Source organism: Methanobrevibacter thaueri (assembly GCF_003111625.1).
Taxonomy (GTDB): domain Archaea; phylum Methanobacteriota; class Methanobacteria; order Methanobacteriales; family Methanobacteriaceae; genus Methanocatella; species Methanocatella thaueri.
Genome location: NZ_MZGS01000016.1, coordinates 18102 through 33779, shown reverse-complemented (window position 1 = coordinate 33779; position 15678 = coordinate 18102). Strand labels below are relative to the sequence as shown.

The following is a 15678-nucleotide window of genomic DNA, read 5'->3' as shown; positions in this document are numbered from 1 at the left end:
TTTCACATCGTTCAATAAAAAAAATTTATATATTTTGTTGAAGTAATAAGTAATTGTAAATTATTAAGTTTAATTTGAATTGGAGAATTTACTATGGATATGATGAGTATTTTATGGCAAGTTGGTATTTTTGCATCAGTCATGGTTTTTGGAATTAAAATCGGGCTTGCATCAGGTTTGGCCAATTTGTCTAAAAAATTATTCGCAGTAATCTGCATCGCCTATGGTGGTGGGGTTGTTCTTATTTCTGCAATTGCTTCACTATACTCTGAGCAGTTGGTTCAGGCAATCTACAGCTATAACACAATATTCTACATTATCATGGCATCAATCATGATTATTGCAGGTCTATTCACAATAAGGGAATGGAAAATCCATGATAAAAATACATCAACTGCTACTTCCTTGGCTATCATTGCCCCTTGTCCATGCTGTTTCGGTTCAATCATTGCAAGCGTTCTGATTGTCGCACCGACAATAGGGGTCAGCTCACTTGACCTCAGTTGGTATGCCGCAGCGGCACTTGTCGGCGTTATGATAGTGACATACTTTGCATCAAACACAATTGTCAGGGTAATCAATAGGCCTTATCCTATTGTATTGGGCAATTTCATGCTTCTGCTTGGTGCATATTTCCTGCTTTCAGCAATTGTTATCCCTAACATTGCGGGGGTTTTGGCAAAAACTACTAGTCCGATTACCATGGGTTCTCCTCAAGATGTCTTAATGGTTATTTTGGCTTTCGCCATTCTGATTGCCGGAGGCATCGTTTTAAATAGAAACGGTAAAAGTATTTTAAGATAAAGGTGAAAATGTATGGTTTTAAATATTCCAGGTGGAGAATTTTTAACAGGCTCTCTTGATGTGATTTCACAAAGTCTGACAATTCCTGTATTGGTTATACTTCTTATAATTGTTATTATCTCCATAATCACTTTGGGAGGAGTTATAGCTGAGTATACCTCAAGACGTAAGGTTCCTGTCGGAACAATCAGGGATTTGATTTATGATATCAACAGGGCAGATTCAGTCGAATCATTGAAAAATGTGATTACAAGTGCCAAGATTCCAAAATCACAGAAGAAGGCATTGATTGAAATCGCTTCCTCTTCCGAATTGGGAGTGGAGTCAAGGGAAGCCCTTGCACGTAAGCTATTTGAGTTTGAAGAAGAAAAAACAATGGACAGTTTACAGAAAACTGATATTATTACACGTATCGGACCTACACTAGGGTTGATGGGTACATTGATTCCTATGGGTCCAGGTCTTGCTGCATTGGGTGCGGGAGACATCAATACTCTGGCAACATCCCTTACAGTGGCGTTCAACACCACAATTGTAGGTATCGGTTCCGGTGCGTTATGTTATGTTATTGGTAAAGTCCGTTCAGGTTGGTATGACAGATACCTGTCCGATTTGGACGCATTGATTGATGCTGTTCTTGATAGAATGAAAAGATAGTGGTTTTTATGGTGAGAAAACAGAGTAGACGTAGATCTAAACGTGTCGAAGAGGACCCGATGGCAGGTACCTCCAACCTTGTGGATGCGATGCTTGTTATTGCTCTGGGTTTTCTTGTTTTTGTTATCATAAGCTGGAACATGCAGGCTATGCTTGATCCGGACCATAACATTCAGGAGCAGATGCAGCAAAAGATGACCGAAGTGGATCAAGGTCAGCAATTGAACGAAACTCCGGACACTTCAAACAGTTCCGGTCAAGGATATACCGAAATGGGTACGGTTTACAAGGACCCCGCTACGGGTAAGCTGATAATGGTGGAAGGCTAATCCTTCCACGTCGAACTTTTTTTTATTTTTCTCTTTTGATTAACAATACTCTTTTTTTGAACGATATTCAACTCTTTGAAAACATTTAAATATTTTAAAAATATATTTTTAATCAGAGTTGATTGTAATGTAAATTTTACCTAATCAGCTTATAAATTTTTTAAGGAGATAAAACAATGAGAGGACTAGCAAGAATAGACCAAGACGTTATGGATTGGGTTGAAAAAGACAAACCTGAATGTGGACCTTACGATGCGATTGTAAAACCGATTGCACTTGCACCTTGTACTTCTGACGTACACATTGTTTGGGGAAATGCATACATGAGCGATGCACCAAACCGTATTCTCGGTCACGAGTCAACAGGTATCGTTGAAGAAGTCGGAAGCCATGTAAAAGACTTCAAGCCTGGAGACCGTGTAATCGTACCTGCAATCACTCCTGACTGGCTTACCGTACCTGGACAAAAAGGATTCGGACAACACTGTTATGGAATGGGTACAGGAATGAGCTTCATCACATTCAAGGACGGTACATTTGCAGAACACTTCAATGTCAACCAAGCTGACGGTAACCTTGCGCACTTGCCTGATGAAGTGTCCGTCGACCAGGCTGTAATGATATCCGACATGATGACAACAGGTTTCTATGGAGCTGAACTGGCTGAAATCAAACCTGGTGAAACCGTTGCAGTATTCGGTATAGGACCTGTGGGCCTTATGGGTGTTGCCGGAGCACACTTCATGGGAGCATCCAGAATTCTTGCTGTAGGAAGCAGACCTGTTTCCGTTAAAGTGGCAAAAGAATATGGAGCATCCGACATTGTCGATTATCACGATGGAGACACCGTACAGCAAATCATGGACCTGACCGACGGTGAAGGTGTGGACAAGGTTGTTGTTGCAGGTGGTAACGCAAACACAGTTGGAGAAGCACTTGAAGTCCTTAAGGTTGGAGGAATTTTAGGTAATGTGAACCATTACGACGGCGCAGCTGAAATTCCATTGCCTGCACTTGCATGGGGAGCAGGTCTGGCCGACAAAACAATCCGTGGTGGAGTATGTCCTGGTGGACGTGCAAGAATGGAACAACTTGTCAAATTAGTTCAATATGGTCGTTTTGACTCAAGTAAACTAATCACTCACAGATTCACAAACTTCGATGACATCTACGAAGCAATGATCATAATGAGGGACAAACCACGTGACTTGATCAAACCTGCCGTAATTTTAGAATAGTTACTTTTACAGTAACTTTCTTTTTCTTTTTTTCAACCGTTTAATTTATAAACACCTTCGACTAAACTATTACTTACGAATTTTTAATGGTGTTTGGTGATATGGAATTCTGTCCTAATTGTGGTAAGATGTTAATGCCTAAGAAAGGCATGATTAAATGTGGATGTGGCTATGAGAAAAGCCTCACCGATGACGATATTGAGGAGCAGTACCACATGGAAGGGGAGAAAAAACCTGATGCGAAAGTAATCGTTCTTGATAAGGATAGTGTGCTCCTTCCTAGCAAAGAAATAACCTGCTACAAATGCGGTGGGACCAAGGGGTACTGGTGGACAGTGCAGACACGCTCAGCCGATGAGGCTCCGACTAATTTTATCCGTTGCGCAAAATGCGGAAACACCTGGAGAAGCTCAAACTAGAAATTAATTTCCGTAAAAAGGAATAAATTTATAACATTTCTTAATGAAAGTATTAATCATGGAAATTGAAATTGACAAAATCGGATCTAACGATTATTACAGCGAAGTTTTGGCAGTGATGTCCAACTATTCAAAGCTGGTGAAAAATCCAAGGCAAAAAATAAGGGGATTAAAGTCACAGGCAATTCTTTTAACCGGAATTGCATTGGTGTTTCTGGTAATCTTTGCAGTCCTGTATCTTATGAGTCCAGGCACTTCGATGTATCTGTATGTAATCATTATATTTTCAATAGCGCTGATTTTGGGAATAGTCTATATTTTCCTCATCAACAGAAGAATTTCAAAGTTTAAGAATAATGATTCCTCCAAGAAGCTGATCATTGAGGATGAGTATGTGGAAATGCATATAGGGGATGAAAAATCCAGATTAAATTTTAAGGATATGCAGTGGATTATATTGAATAAGCATTCAATCACATTCATTCCAAAAAATGAAGGTGCCACATTAATTGCTGTTGAAATTAAATACAAAAATCAGGTCATTGACAATATTAAAGAGAAACAGATTATAGTTGACAACTCTAATTTATATTGAATTCACATAGGAAGCGCTATCAGTTCCATTATAAATGGAATGAAATCATAAAGCAAATGCGCTAAATATGAGACTAGAACATTTTTGGTTTTTAGATAAGCATACAAATCAAATATTGATCCTAATCCTTGAATCAATAGGATTTGAATAAGTGGACCGTATTGATAATGAGCAATTCCAAATATTGTCATTGTAATTATTGATGAGATAATGATTGAAAGTTTTCGATTTTTAGTAAAATGATATATGATGGACATTGCAATAATCAATAATATTATTTTAAAGAGTTCTTCGCCCATTAATTGAACAAGCATGTTTATTATCGAAAGAAGGGTTGTTGACGTAGGTTCAATTGTGGATTCAGGAGAAATCTTCAGGTATTCTAAAATAAATATCATGAACATTGAGTAGATGAAAGGAAGAACTGTACATATAATTATTAATTTTATGTTTTCACGTTTCACTTTTTTAAAAAATAAACTCAAATTGCCTTTTGAAACATATATTACTGGAAGCAAGACAATTAAACACAAATACAAGGAAAATACTTCATCGGACATTTCTATGGATAAAAATACCGGAATCAAAAATAGTATTTCTGCCAGTATTAACAATGCCCATTCCATTTTGGATAATTTCGGTTCATTGTTATAAAAGGGTAAATCGGTATTTTCATCTTCAAATTTAAAAAAGCCTTTCATTGAATCACTGTAATATATTTTTGGTGTTCTCTTAATTAACTTTTTTTGAAATATGCAAATATTCTATGATTGAACCTCTCCGACATGTGGAGGCCAGGGTATTCTTTAACTATTAAGGTAAAACCAATCTTTTTATACTATGATTTTTAAATATAGCTATCCCTATAATAGGTGATACTATGGCACGCAAAACTTTCAATGAAAAATTACAAGACTCTAAAGATATGCCGAAAATAGTTGTTGTTGAAGATGACAGGTCTATTGAACGATATGGTGGAAAGGACATGCTCATAGCACCTCCACTGGAATATAATGAGATAATGTCTGAAATTCCTGAGGGTAAGCTGATTACCATTACACAGATCAGGGATTTTTTAGCTGATAAGCATGGGGCGGACTTCACCTGTCCGATGACTGCCGGAATATTCATCAATCTTGTTGCTCAGGCAAGTAATGAACGTGATTTCGATGAGATTCCATACTGGAGGACACTTAAGCGTGATGGCGAGCTGAATCCAAAATATCCCGGTGGAATCGAGCGTCAAAAGGAAATGCTTGAAGCCGAAGGCCATGAAATCTACACAAGAGGCAGGAAAAATATCCGATACTTTGTGAAGGATTTTGAAAATAATTTATATGATTTATTATAAATAGTAAAATAATGAAAGCTCTTGAAAAAACACTGAAATCCGTGAGTGAAAATCCACGTTATATCTTCCGTTTAACCATTCAGGGAGTTATGGTAGGTATATTTGCAGGACTGATGGTTTGCCTATACCGTCTCTTGCTTGCACTATCAGAGGGTGTTTTAAGAGATTATTTGGGTATAATACATGGAAATGTATTGTACATCATTCTATTTTTCATAGCCCTGATAATTATGGGGCTTTTGATCGACCTTATAACCAAATGGGAAGTCGACTCGGCAGGAAGCGGAATACCCCAGGTTTATGCTGAGGTGAAGGGTCATATGGAAGCCAATTGGGCAAAAGTGCTCTTTTCAAAGATTGCCGCCGGTGTCCTGACCGCTCTTGGTGGTTTATCCCTTGGTCCTGAAGGCCCGTCAGTCCAGATTGGTGGTATGGCAGGTAAGGGAATAGCCAAGATGTTCAAGGGATCCAAGACCGATGAGCTGAGGCTCATTCTTGTGGGTTCCGCCGTGGGTATCACTGCAGCATTCAATGCGCCATTGGCAGGTGTGATTTTTGTTTTTGAGGAAATCAACCACGGATTCGACAAGACTTTGGTTTTCATCGCTTTTGTTTCAGCAATCGTATCGGATTTTATCTCAAAAATTATTTTTGGGCAATCCACAATCCTCACTTTCCCTGTTTTGGACATTCCTCTTGAATCCTATTGGCTGCTGGTTATTTTAGGACTTGTCATAGGTCTTTTGGGTTATGTCTATAATGTTGGAATGATCAAGTCAAGCGATTTCATGAACCGTCTCAGCATCCCTTCATGGCTCAAGTTCGTCTTGGTGTTTGTCATTTCAGGTATTGTGGCGCTGATGATTCCTGAAATCAGTGACGGAGGTCACTTCATGATGGACATGCTGGACATTGCCATTCCGTCCCTTGGATTTTTGGTTCTCTTGCTGGTATTGAAATATCTCTTTTCAATGTTTTCATTCTCATCAGGAGCTCCTGGAGGCATATTCCTGCCAATACTTGTATTGGGAGCATATATAGGTGCGGTATTCGGTACCATAGTCGTTCCGGCCTTTGGATTGCAGCATGACCTGATTTACAGGTTCATAATCATCTCCATGGCCGGCTTTTTCGCAGCTACCGTCCGCTCACCTATCACTGGTATAGTCCTTTTGGCGGAAATGTCAGGTTCTACAGAGTCCCTGGTTGCGATGGTCATCGTGTCACTGATAGCATATGTTGTCCCTACGCTTCTTGGAAACGAGCCGATTTACGAGTCATTATATGACAGGCTACTGTTCAAAAAGAATCAGGAATATGTCAAAAAGACATCTAAGCATGTCCTGAGTGAGTATGTGGTTCCTCTTGATTGCAATTACATCAACTTCAAAATCAAGGACATTCCATTCCCTAAGAATGCCATTGTGGTGTCAGTAATCAGAAACGGCAAGTATGTTATTCCTACTGAAGACTTTAAAATCAATTTTTCAGATCAGATTCAAATATTGACCGACGTCAATGATTATCCGTATGTAAGAGAGGAAATCGAAGAGTTGTTTGGTGGTTAGATGAGTTTAATTTTTAAAAGAAGCAGTGTTCGAAGATTTACGGATGAAAAGGTCAGTGACGAGAAGATAGAGAGTCTGCTTAAGGCCGCCATGCAGGCGCCTTCGGCATGCAATCAGCAGGCATGGGAATTCATTGTTGTCTCAAGGCCTGAGGACAAGCTGGCCATTTCCCAAATGCATGACTATGCAAAGCCCGCCGAGAAGGCGTCACATCTGATTGTAACAATTGGAAATCTCAGCGAGGCAAGAATCCATAGGATGATTGAGCAGGACCTTGGGGCATGCAATGAAAACATTTTGCTTCAGGCAACACATGAGGGGCTCGGTGCGGTTTGGCTGGGTTTCCATCCTATTGAGGACAGGACGTTGAGGCTGAAGGAATACCTGAATATTCCAGACCACTGCATTCCATTTTCAGTGATTTGTGTAGGCTATCCTGCCCATGAAAGTGAAGTTAAGTTAAGATATGATGAATCTAAGGTTCATCTCGATAGGTATTAGGTGATAATATGATTACTTGTAGCGTTTGCGGACATCTGAATGACCTTTCACGTGTGACATGTGAAAACTGCGGTTCAGACTTGTCAGACAGTCCGGATTTAATTGATTATGATGATTTTGATGAAATGCTTTAGCGATTTGGATTTACTTAAACATTATATATTCAATTGAACAAACCTATTATTAGATTGATTTTGTTTTATTAAAAAGGGGTTTGTTATGGCTAAGATTCACTTGTATGATTTTGAACATCTCAATACTACAACTGAAAGTATCTATGAATTGGGGGACTTTAACCTTCTCATTGTTCTTCAGGACGGTAAAAACCTCACCAATTGGAAGGATGTTGAAAATAGGGAGGATATCATATTCATAAGTGAAGACCTCTTTGGCCAAACCCAGCTTGAGGCAAGATACAAGGACCTTAAGAACCTCAGAGCCATAGTGACATTCGGAGTTGGAAATGTCAAAAGCATGAAGGAAATGTTTTCAGGATGCGAGTCCCTTGAGGAAATCTCATCACTCTCATCATGGGACGTCAGCAATGTGGAAGACATCAGTTTCATGTTCAAGGACTGCAAAAGCCTAAGCGACATTTCAGCATTGAGGAAATGGAACGTGTCCAATGTTCATAGCATATCAAGGATGTTTTCAGGTTGCGAATCTCTTGAAGAGCTTTCTGCCCTCGAGTCATGGGATGTAAGCAATGTAAGCGACATGTATTATCTCTTTGCATACTGCACTAGCCTCAAGGACATTTCAGCCCTGGCGTATTGGGATGTCAGCAATGTCCTGGACATGGGTTGCCTTTTTGATTTCTGCGCCTCACTGGAGGACATTTCAGCCCTGCAATATTGGGAATTGTCAAATGTTTTCAACATAACCGCACTGTTTAGGGGATGCGTCAATCTCAAGGACATCTCACCCCTGTCAAAATGGGATCTCTCCAAGATGTACAGGAACAAGGCCTTGCTTGCGGTATTCTCATACTGTACCAATCTGAGGGACATTTCGCCGCTGAAGAAATGGGACGTTTCCAACATTACCCGTATGAGCGGCCTGTTTGAAGGCTGCGCTTCCCTGAGGGATGCGTCACCGTTGAAAAAATGGGATGTTTCCAACGTGTTTTCACTGGATTTCCTCTTCAGGGAATGCAGTTCACTGTATGACATCAGCCATTTCAAGTCATGGGACATTGAAAACGTCCAGTCAGTAACCGGAATGCTTGACAGCTGCAGCGATTTGACAGACGTTTCACCATTGAAGAAATGGGACGTTTCAAACATCAAGTCAATGAATAAGCTGTTTTACAACTGCAGTTCCCTCAACGACGTTTCCAGTCTTGAGAATTGGAAGATTTCAAGGGAAACTTCAATCAAGGCAATTTTTGACAAGTGCGAGTCATTGACCGAATATCCGGGATGGTTCCAGATGGCCGTCATGAACAATAACGAGTCCGACACCGAAACCCGTCAAAAGATAATCAACAACCTGGACGAGTCATTCTTCAGGAATCACGACATCAACGAATTCGATGATGACACACAGCTTTTCATGGTTGCGGCATCGGACAGCCAGTCACTTCTGGCATACATCGCCGAAAGGTCCAAAAACAGGTTCATTCAGGAGAAGGCCATTGACAGAATCATGGATGAGGAGATTCTCACCAACATAGTCATAAATGACCCTAACTGTGACATCACAAGGGAGAATGGAAAGCTCAAGTCCTACTTCTACAACAGGGAAAAGGCCCTTCTAAAGATTAGGAACAAGGCGCTTCTGATGAAGATAGCAAAACAGCTCCCTCACATTCTGGATAACTTCGCACACATCGCAGAATACATTGGCACAGATGAGGAATGGGTTGACATTGTGCTCAACGCCAAATCACAGCACATTAGGATATTCGCCCTTGCAAACGTAAAATCCGTCAACTCCTTTGAGACAATAATAGCCCAAAGCAGTGATGAACAGTTGGTCAAGGTTGCAAGGATTAACATGCCCAAGCAAAAGCCGATTGAAAATGAAGTGAATGATGACTAGTTTTTTCAAAATTCATTTAGGCAAATATAAATAAGAATAAAACCATATTTTTAATTAATAACTTAATATTTAAGTTAAATTTTTTTAGAGGTAAAAACTATGGTAAGTGTAAACGTAGAAGCTAAAAAAACCGTAGATGTAATGATTGAAAAAGCAGATGAATTAAACATCGCTGTTGCAACTTTAGATAATGGTGCTACTGTTATCGACTGTGGTGTAAATGTCGATGGAAGTTTCAAAGCAGGAGAACTATACACTAAAGTATGCCTTGGTGGACTTGCAGATGTTGGAATTTCAATTCCAGGCGATTTATCTGAAAAATTCGCACTTCCTTCAGTAAAAATCAAAACTGACTCACCTTCCATTTCAACCTTAGGTTCACAGAAAGCTGGTTGGTCCGTATCTGTTGGAGATTTCTTCGCATTAGGTTCTGGACCTGCAAGAGCAATCGCTTTAAAACCGGCTGAAACCTATGAGGAAATCGGTTACGAAGACAAGGATGCTGATTTAGCTATCTTAACCTTGGAAGCTGATGTCTTACCTGGTGATGAAGTTGCTCAATACATTGCTGATGAATGTGACGTTGACGTTAAAAATGTTTACTTGCTTGTAGCTCCTACTTCTTCTCTTGTTGGATCTATTCAAATCTCCGGTAGAGTAGTTGAAAACGGAACTTACAAAATGTTGGAATTCATCAAGTTCGATGTGACCAAAGTTAAACATGCAGCAGGTATCGCACCAATCGCACCTGTTGACCCAGATGGACTTAAAGCTATGGGTAAAACAAACGATGCAGTACTCTTCGGTGGAAGAACCTACTACTATGTTGAAGCTGATGAAGATGATGACATTGCCGCTGTGGCAGCTCAATTACCATCCTCCGCAGCTGATGGATATGGTAAACCATTCTTTGACGTATTTAAAGAAGCAGAATTTGACTTCTATCAAATCGACAAAGGAATGTTTGCTCCTGCAGAAGTAGTTATCAATGATTTGACTACCGGTAAAATGTATAAGGAAGGATTTGTAAACGCAGACTTGCTCAAAAAGTCCTTCGGTATAGATGAATAGATTTATTCATCTTTTTTTCTCTTTTTTTTCAATCAATTTTAAATATTATAAAGTTCAATATTCTTTTGGACACTATTGGAGTGTTTAAAAAATTAATAGGTGATATATATGGAAATTTTAGATATTATCAAGGATTCATTCATGTTTCCAGCAAACAACTTGACTGCACTTGCAATATATATTGCAATCACTTTTGTAGTGGGCGTTCTTGCTGCATTAGGAGTTGGAATTGGTGCATTAGGAGCAAGTTCCGGCGTTTATTTAATAGGTACAGCAATATTCTTTATTCTTGCACTTATAGTTGCATTTGTGCTAGCAGGATATGAAGTTGACATTATAAAAGCAGGTATCGACTTGGAAGATAAGGCTCCAAGCATTGACTTTAAGAACGATTTGGTCAGAGGTATCAAAGCTATCATTGTAGTTATCGTATACTACATCATCCCTGCAATAATCACTATGATCGTTGCATTCTTAACCAATGTTCCTGGCAACGTTGTAAATGTTATGGGATATGTTAATCAAGCTGCTGCAAACACCAACGGAACCGTCGTTGCAAGCTCAGCATTGGAAATGGTTCCTAAAGATGTTATGAGCAGTTTAGTTGGTTCACTTTCAATCACTCTCATCATTGCTCTCGTATTGTTCATTATCTTCTCATTCTTCCAATACATGGCAAATGCAAGATTAGCAAACACCGACAGTTTAGGTGAAGCATTGAACATACCTGAAGCTTTCAGAGACCTTTCAAGAATTGGTATCGGAAAAGTTATTGCAACAGTTATTTTAATGGCTATAATTGTTAGCATAATCACTGGAATTTTATCATTTGTTTACGGTAAAATCCCTATGTTAAGCATCTTGAACATTATCGTTACACCATTCTTGATGTTTGCAATGAACAGAGCTAACGGTCTTTTATATTCCGACATAGCTTAAATAGATTATTTTCATAATCTATTCTTTTTTTTTATTTTTTCAGATTTTTTTAGAAAAACATTTAATAAATAATTTACAATATTATATTATTGGAGATGTTAATCATGACTGATTTAAAAGGTACAAAAACTGAAGCAAACTTACAAGCAGCATTTGCTGGTGAGTCCCAAGCACACACTAAATACCAATATTTTGCAGCTAAAGCAAAAGAAGAAGGCTACGTTCAAATCCACGATATTTTCATGGAAACTTCCAAAAACGAAAGAGAACACGCTAAAATCTGGTTCAAATTATTACACGATGAAGAAGTACCAGACACTATTGCTAACTTAAACGCTGCAGCAGACGGTGAAAACGAAGAATGGACTGCAATGTACAAAGAGTTTGCTGAAACCGCTAAAGAAGAAGGTTTCCCAATGATTGCATTCTTATTTGAAAAAGTAGGAGCAATCGAAAAAGAACATGAAGAAAGATACAGAACTTTACTCGCAAACGTTGAAAACGATGCAGTATTCAACAAAGAAGAAGACATTGAATGGAAATGTGAAAACTGTGGATTTGTTTTCAAAGGTCCTAACGCACCTGAAAAATGTCCTGTATGTGGACTTCCAAAAGCACATTTCGAAGAAAGAGCAACTAACTTCAAATAAGCTCTTTTACTTTTTTTATTTTTTTATTTTTTACCAGATTACTATGAACAAGATGGTAGTATTTTTCATAAGGCATCCGAGGTTTCCCGACGTTGCAATCAAGGGTCTAATCGATGGAGATTACCTGCTCGATGAGGAGGCTCAGAAGTATGCAGAGGGAATCATCCAGTATTATCAGGGAGATAATATCAGATGGGAATTTCCAGTCAACGAATTCATGAAGCATTCAATCAAATGGAACGCCTATGAGGAGCTTAAGCAATTAATCGCTGACAATGAGAAGGATTTTGCCTGCACAGTCTTTAAAGGAGACAAGAGCAAAATCAACTGTCGATATGATGATATATTTGTTGAAAGGGAAGTCTTGACCTGGTAAAAACATTTAAATAATATTACATTCATTATTAATATTAATCTAACGGAGATGAAATTATGGCAGATTTAAAAGGATCTAAAACTGAAGAAAACTTAAAAGCAGCACTCGCTGGTGAATCACAAGCACGTGTAAAATACGAATTTTACGCTTCTCAAGCTAAAAAAGACGGTTACGTTGAAATCAAGGAAATTTTCCAAGAATCATCCGACAATGAAAAAGAACACGCTAAAATTTGGTTCAAATTGTTGAATGGTGGAAAAGTACCTGACACCTTAACCAACCTCGCAGACGCAGCAGCAGGCGAAAACTACGAATGGACCGTAATGTACAAAGAGTTCGCTGAAACTGCACGTGAAGAAGGCTTTGATGACATAGCAGCTTTATTTGACGCAGCAGGTGCAACTGAAAAAGCACACGAAGACAGATACAACGCTTTATCCGACAAAATCAAAGCGGACAAAGTCTTCAAGAAAGATGAAGAAATCGCATGGAAATGTAACAATTGTGGATACATCCATTATGGAAAAGAAGCTCCAGAAGTTTGCCCATTATGCGATCACCCACAAGCACACTTCAGAAAACAAGACACTAGTTATATCTAGACTCTTATTTTCTTTTTTCTTTTTTTTACAAAAATTTATATTTTATGCCTGTCAAATATCTTATCAAGTGATGTTATGATAGAAAACAATATTTGCCTTTTAACCGACAGCTATAAAGTAACTCATCACTATTTCTATCCTAAAGGCACTGAAAAGATTTATTCCTACCTCGAAAGTAGGGTTGGTGCTGAGTTTAACAAAACAATTTTTTATGGACTCCAATATATCATTAAAAAGTATTTGGAAGGCTCCGTTGTAACTCAGGAAAAGATTGATGAAGCCGACAGCATAATTTCCACACATATAGGTGAAGGAATCTTCAACAAAAAGGGCTGGGAGCATATTTTGGACAACTATGACGGAAGGCTTCCTATTGAAATAAAAGCGGTTGCGGAAGGAACTCCTGTTGAGGTAGGCAATGCTTTAATGACAGTTGAAAACACTGATAAGAAATCATGCTGGCTACCTAATTACCTGGAACCGTTATTATTGCAGGTATGGTATCCGTCAACTGTTGCAACACTCTCTGCTGAGGTTAGAAAGCTATGCAATTTCTATTTGGAGATAACAGGATCCCTTAAGGATAATCTTGATTTCATGTTGCATGACTTCGGTTATAGGGGTGCAACCTCAACGGAATCATCAAGGCTGTGCGGATCCGCTCACTTGCTTAGTTTTTCAGGAACAGATACCATTCCTTCCTTATCAATTCCTGTAAACTATTATAATGATCCAAACATTTACGGATTTTCAGTTCAGGCGACAGAACACAGTGTAATGACTTCTTTAGGTCCTGAAGGTGAAATTTCGCAGGTGCTCAATGTCATTGACAATGCTAAAGATGGAGTGTTGTCAATTGTCATAGATTCCTATAATTACAAAAATCTATTGGCTGAAGCCGGAAAATCAGGTTCGGAGTTGAACGATGCTATTTTGAACTTCCTGGATGGAGAAAACAATAAGGTAGTCTTCAGGCCGGATAGTGGAGAGCCTGTATCAACAACTATCGATTGCTTAAACCTGCTTTCCGAAGGTTTTGGAAGTCATCTGACCGATAAGGGATATAAGGTATTTGATTTGAACATCGGACTCTTGTGGGGAGACGGTTTGAACTATCAAAAGATTCGTGATATCCTCTTTGCGATGAAGTCTGCAGGTTGGGCAGCACAAAACATTATCTTTGGTATGGGAGGAGGATTGCATTCCTCTGTAACTCGCGATACCCAAAGAAATGCATTCAAATGCTCAGCACAGTTGCGTGATGGCGAATGGCATGACATATTCAAGAACCCTTTGGATTCAAGTAAAAAATCAAAAACAGGAAGATTCAAATTAATCAAGCAAAACAATTCATTCAAAACAGTCTCAATAGATTCAGAAGGTGAAGACTATCTTCAAACAGTATTTAGGAATGGTGAATTATTGATTGAGGATAAGTTTGGAGACATTAAGAACAGAGCTTTGAATTATTCAAATTTTTTATGAGGTGATAATATGTGTACTGCAAGTAATTATATAACTGATGACCATTATTTTGGACGGAACTTTGATTATGAAATTTCATATAATGAAAGGGTAACAATAACTCCAAGAAATTACAAATTCGAGTTTAGAAAGATTGATGCAATTGAGTCCCATTATGCAATAATTGGAATAGCTGCAGGAATTGACTCATATCCCTTGTATTATGATGCATGCAACGAAAAGGGTCTGGCTATTGCAGGCTTAAACTTTGCAGGCAATGCAGTCTATAAGGAATTTGATGAGGATATGGTGAATGTAACACCATTTGAGCTGATTCCCTATTTGTTGGGCCAGGCAGGCAATGTGGCTGAAGCGCGCAAGCTATTGTCTGAAATCAATCTTGTAAACATCAATTTCGCAGATGAACTGCCACTCTCTCCGCTTCACTGGATGTTGTCCGACGGAAAGGAAGCTATTGTGGTTGAGCCTCTCGAAGAGGGTCTGAAGATATATGATAATCCTGTAGGGGTACTGACAAATAACCCTCCTTTCGACAAGCAGCTGTTCTACCTGAATAACTACAGGAACTTGTCAAATAGAAACCCTGAAAACACATTCGGAGGGGATATTGATTTGGATGAATATTCAAGAGGTATGGGAGGTATCGGCCTTCCCGGAGATTTGTCATCCGCTTCAAGATTTGCAAAGGTTGCCTTCACCCGTGCAAATTCATACTCCGATAGCGATGAGGCAAGCAGTGTGGGTCAGTTTTTCCATATACTTGGCTCAGTAGAGCAGCAAAACGGTTGCACTTTTATAGATGACCCTGATTTGTATGAGTACACCATATATACTTCATGCTACAACACAAACAAGGCAATACTCTATTACAGGACATATCATAACTCACAAATCACTGCAGTCGATTTGAACCGTGAAGATTTGGATTCATCCGAATTGATAAATTATCTTTTAATTAATGAAGAGCAATTTAATTTCATTAATTAAATTTTTCCTTTTTTTTTCTAAACAAGTATTTATATTATTAAAGCCAAATATAGAAATATTATA

19 protein-coding genes are annotated in these 15678 nt (G+C 38.8%); 18 read left to right on the top strand and 1 reads right to left on the bottom strand.

The genetic code is table 11. The annotated features are described in order from the left end of the window. The first annotated feature begins 93 nt into the window (after positions 1 to 93). From MBBTH_RS02120 to MBBTH_RS02095, 6 genes are all read left to right on the top strand, one after another. On the top strand, positions 94 to 804 hold the full coding sequence (locus MBBTH_RS02120; RefSeq protein ID WP_116591400.1) for a DUF2162 domain-containing protein: 711 nt from the start codon (positions 94 to 96) through the stop codon (positions 802 to 804). Positions 805 to 816: 12 nt separating this feature from the next. Next, positions 817 to 1461 carry a MotA/TolQ/ExbB proton channel family protein gene (locus MBBTH_RS02115; RefSeq protein WP_116591399.1) on the top strand — a complete coding sequence of 215 codons (645 nt, stop codon included), beginning with the start codon at positions 817 to 819 and terminating at the stop codon, positions 1459 to 1461. An 8-nt stretch (positions 1462 to 1469) separates the two neighbouring features. Continuing rightward, positions 1470 to 1790 (top strand): DUF2149 domain-containing protein, encoded by a 321-nt coding sequence (locus MBBTH_RS02110; RefSeq protein WP_116591398.1) that lies wholly within the window; start codon positions 1470 to 1472, stop codon positions 1788 to 1790. Positions 1791 to 1966: 176 nt separating this feature from the next. Further along, positions 1967 to 3028 carry an NAD(P)-dependent alcohol dehydrogenase gene (locus tag MBBTH_RS02105; RefSeq protein ID WP_116591397.1) on the top strand — a complete coding sequence of 354 codons (1062 nt, stop codon included), beginning with the start codon at positions 1967 to 1969 and terminating at the stop codon, positions 3026 to 3028. Positions 3029 to 3129: 101 nt separating this feature from the next. After that, entirely contained in the window at positions 3130 to 3447 is a 318-nt protein-coding gene (locus MBBTH_RS02100) for a transcription factor S (protein WP_116591396.1), read from the top strand. A gap of 58 nt (positions 3448 to 3505) precedes the next feature. After that, the gene (locus MBBTH_RS02095; RefSeq protein WP_116591395.1) at positions 3506 to 4042 is read left to right on the top strand and encodes a hypothetical protein; all 537 of its coding nucleotides are present in this window, start codon (positions 3506 to 3508) and stop codon (positions 4040 to 4042) included. Positions 4043 to 4044: 2 nt separating this feature from the next. Here MBBTH_RS02095 and MBBTH_RS02090 read toward each other — a convergent pair whose 3' ends face one another. Next, positions 4045 to 4743 (bottom strand): CPBP family glutamic-type intramembrane protease, encoded by a 699-nt coding sequence (locus MBBTH_RS02090; RefSeq protein ID WP_116591394.1) that lies wholly within the window; start codon positions 4741 to 4743, stop codon positions 4045 to 4047. 179 nt (positions 4744 to 4922) lie between these two features. Here MBBTH_RS02090 and MBBTH_RS02085 point away from each other — a divergent pair, with 179 nt between their 5' ends. From MBBTH_RS02085 to bsh, 12 genes are all read left to right on the top strand, one after another. Next, complete coding sequence (locus tag MBBTH_RS02085; RefSeq protein WP_116591393.1) at positions 4923 to 5393, top strand: MGMT family protein; 471 nt, start codon at positions 4923 to 4925, stop codon at positions 5391 to 5393. Between the two features lie 11 nt (positions 5394 to 5404). Then, positions 5405 to 6961 carry a ClC family H(+)/Cl(-) exchange transporter gene (locus tag MBBTH_RS02080; protein WP_116591392.1) on the top strand — a complete coding sequence of 519 codons (1557 nt, stop codon included), beginning with the start codon at positions 5405 to 5407 and terminating at the stop codon, positions 6959 to 6961. Then, positions 6962 to 7462 carry a nitroreductase family protein gene (locus MBBTH_RS02075; protein ID WP_116591391.1) on the top strand — a complete coding sequence of 167 codons (501 nt, stop codon included), beginning with the start codon at positions 6962 to 6964 and terminating at the stop codon, positions 7460 to 7462. Between the two features lie 8 nt (positions 7463 to 7470). Then, positions 7471 to 7596, top strand: a complete 126-nt coding sequence (locus tag MBBTH_RS11160) for a hypothetical protein (protein ID WP_279305930.1) — start codon at positions 7471 to 7473, stop codon at positions 7594 to 7596. A gap of 85 nt (positions 7597 to 7681) precedes the next feature. Then, on the top strand, positions 7682 to 9505 hold the full coding sequence (locus MBBTH_RS02070) for a BspA family leucine-rich repeat surface protein (protein WP_116591390.1): 1824 nt from the start codon (positions 7682 to 7684) through the stop codon (positions 9503 to 9505). 99 nt (positions 9506 to 9604) lie between these two features. Further along, positions 9605 to 10576, top strand: coding sequence for a methenyltetrahydromethanopterin cyclohydrolase (mch, locus tag MBBTH_RS02065; RefSeq protein WP_116591389.1), 972 nt, complete (start codon positions 9605 to 9607; stop codon positions 10574 to 10576). A 108-nt stretch (positions 10577 to 10684) separates the two neighbouring features. After that, positions 10685 to 11515 (top strand): DUF4013 domain-containing protein, encoded by an 831-nt coding sequence (locus MBBTH_RS02060; protein WP_116591388.1) that lies wholly within the window; start codon positions 10685 to 10687, stop codon positions 11513 to 11515. 104 nt (positions 11516 to 11619) lie between these two features. Continuing rightward, on the top strand, positions 11620 to 12165 hold the full coding sequence (rbr, locus tag MBBTH_RS02055; protein WP_116591387.1) for a rubrerythrin: 546 nt from the start codon (positions 11620 to 11622) through the stop codon (positions 12163 to 12165). A 43-nt stretch (positions 12166 to 12208) separates the two neighbouring features. Continuing rightward, positions 12209 to 12541: a hypothetical protein gene (locus MBBTH_RS02050; protein WP_133241927.1), complete on the top strand. Its 333-nt coding sequence runs from the start codon at positions 12209 to 12211 to the stop codon at positions 12539 to 12541. 56 nt (positions 12542 to 12597) lie between these two features. Beyond that, positions 12598 to 13143, top strand: coding sequence for a rubrerythrin (gene rbr, locus MBBTH_RS02045; RefSeq protein WP_116591385.1), 546 nt, complete (start codon positions 12598 to 12600; stop codon positions 13141 to 13143). Between the two features lie 75 nt (positions 13144 to 13218). Beyond that, entirely contained in the window at positions 13219 to 14628 is a 1410-nt protein-coding gene (locus MBBTH_RS02040) for a nicotinate phosphoribosyltransferase (RefSeq protein WP_116591384.1), read from the top strand. 9 nt (positions 14629 to 14637) lie between these two features. Then, entirely contained in the window at positions 14638 to 15615 is a 978-nt protein-coding gene (gene bsh, locus MBBTH_RS02035; protein ID WP_116591383.1) for a choloylglycine hydrolase, read from the top strand. The last annotated feature ends 63 nt before the right edge of the window (positions 15616 to 15678 follow it).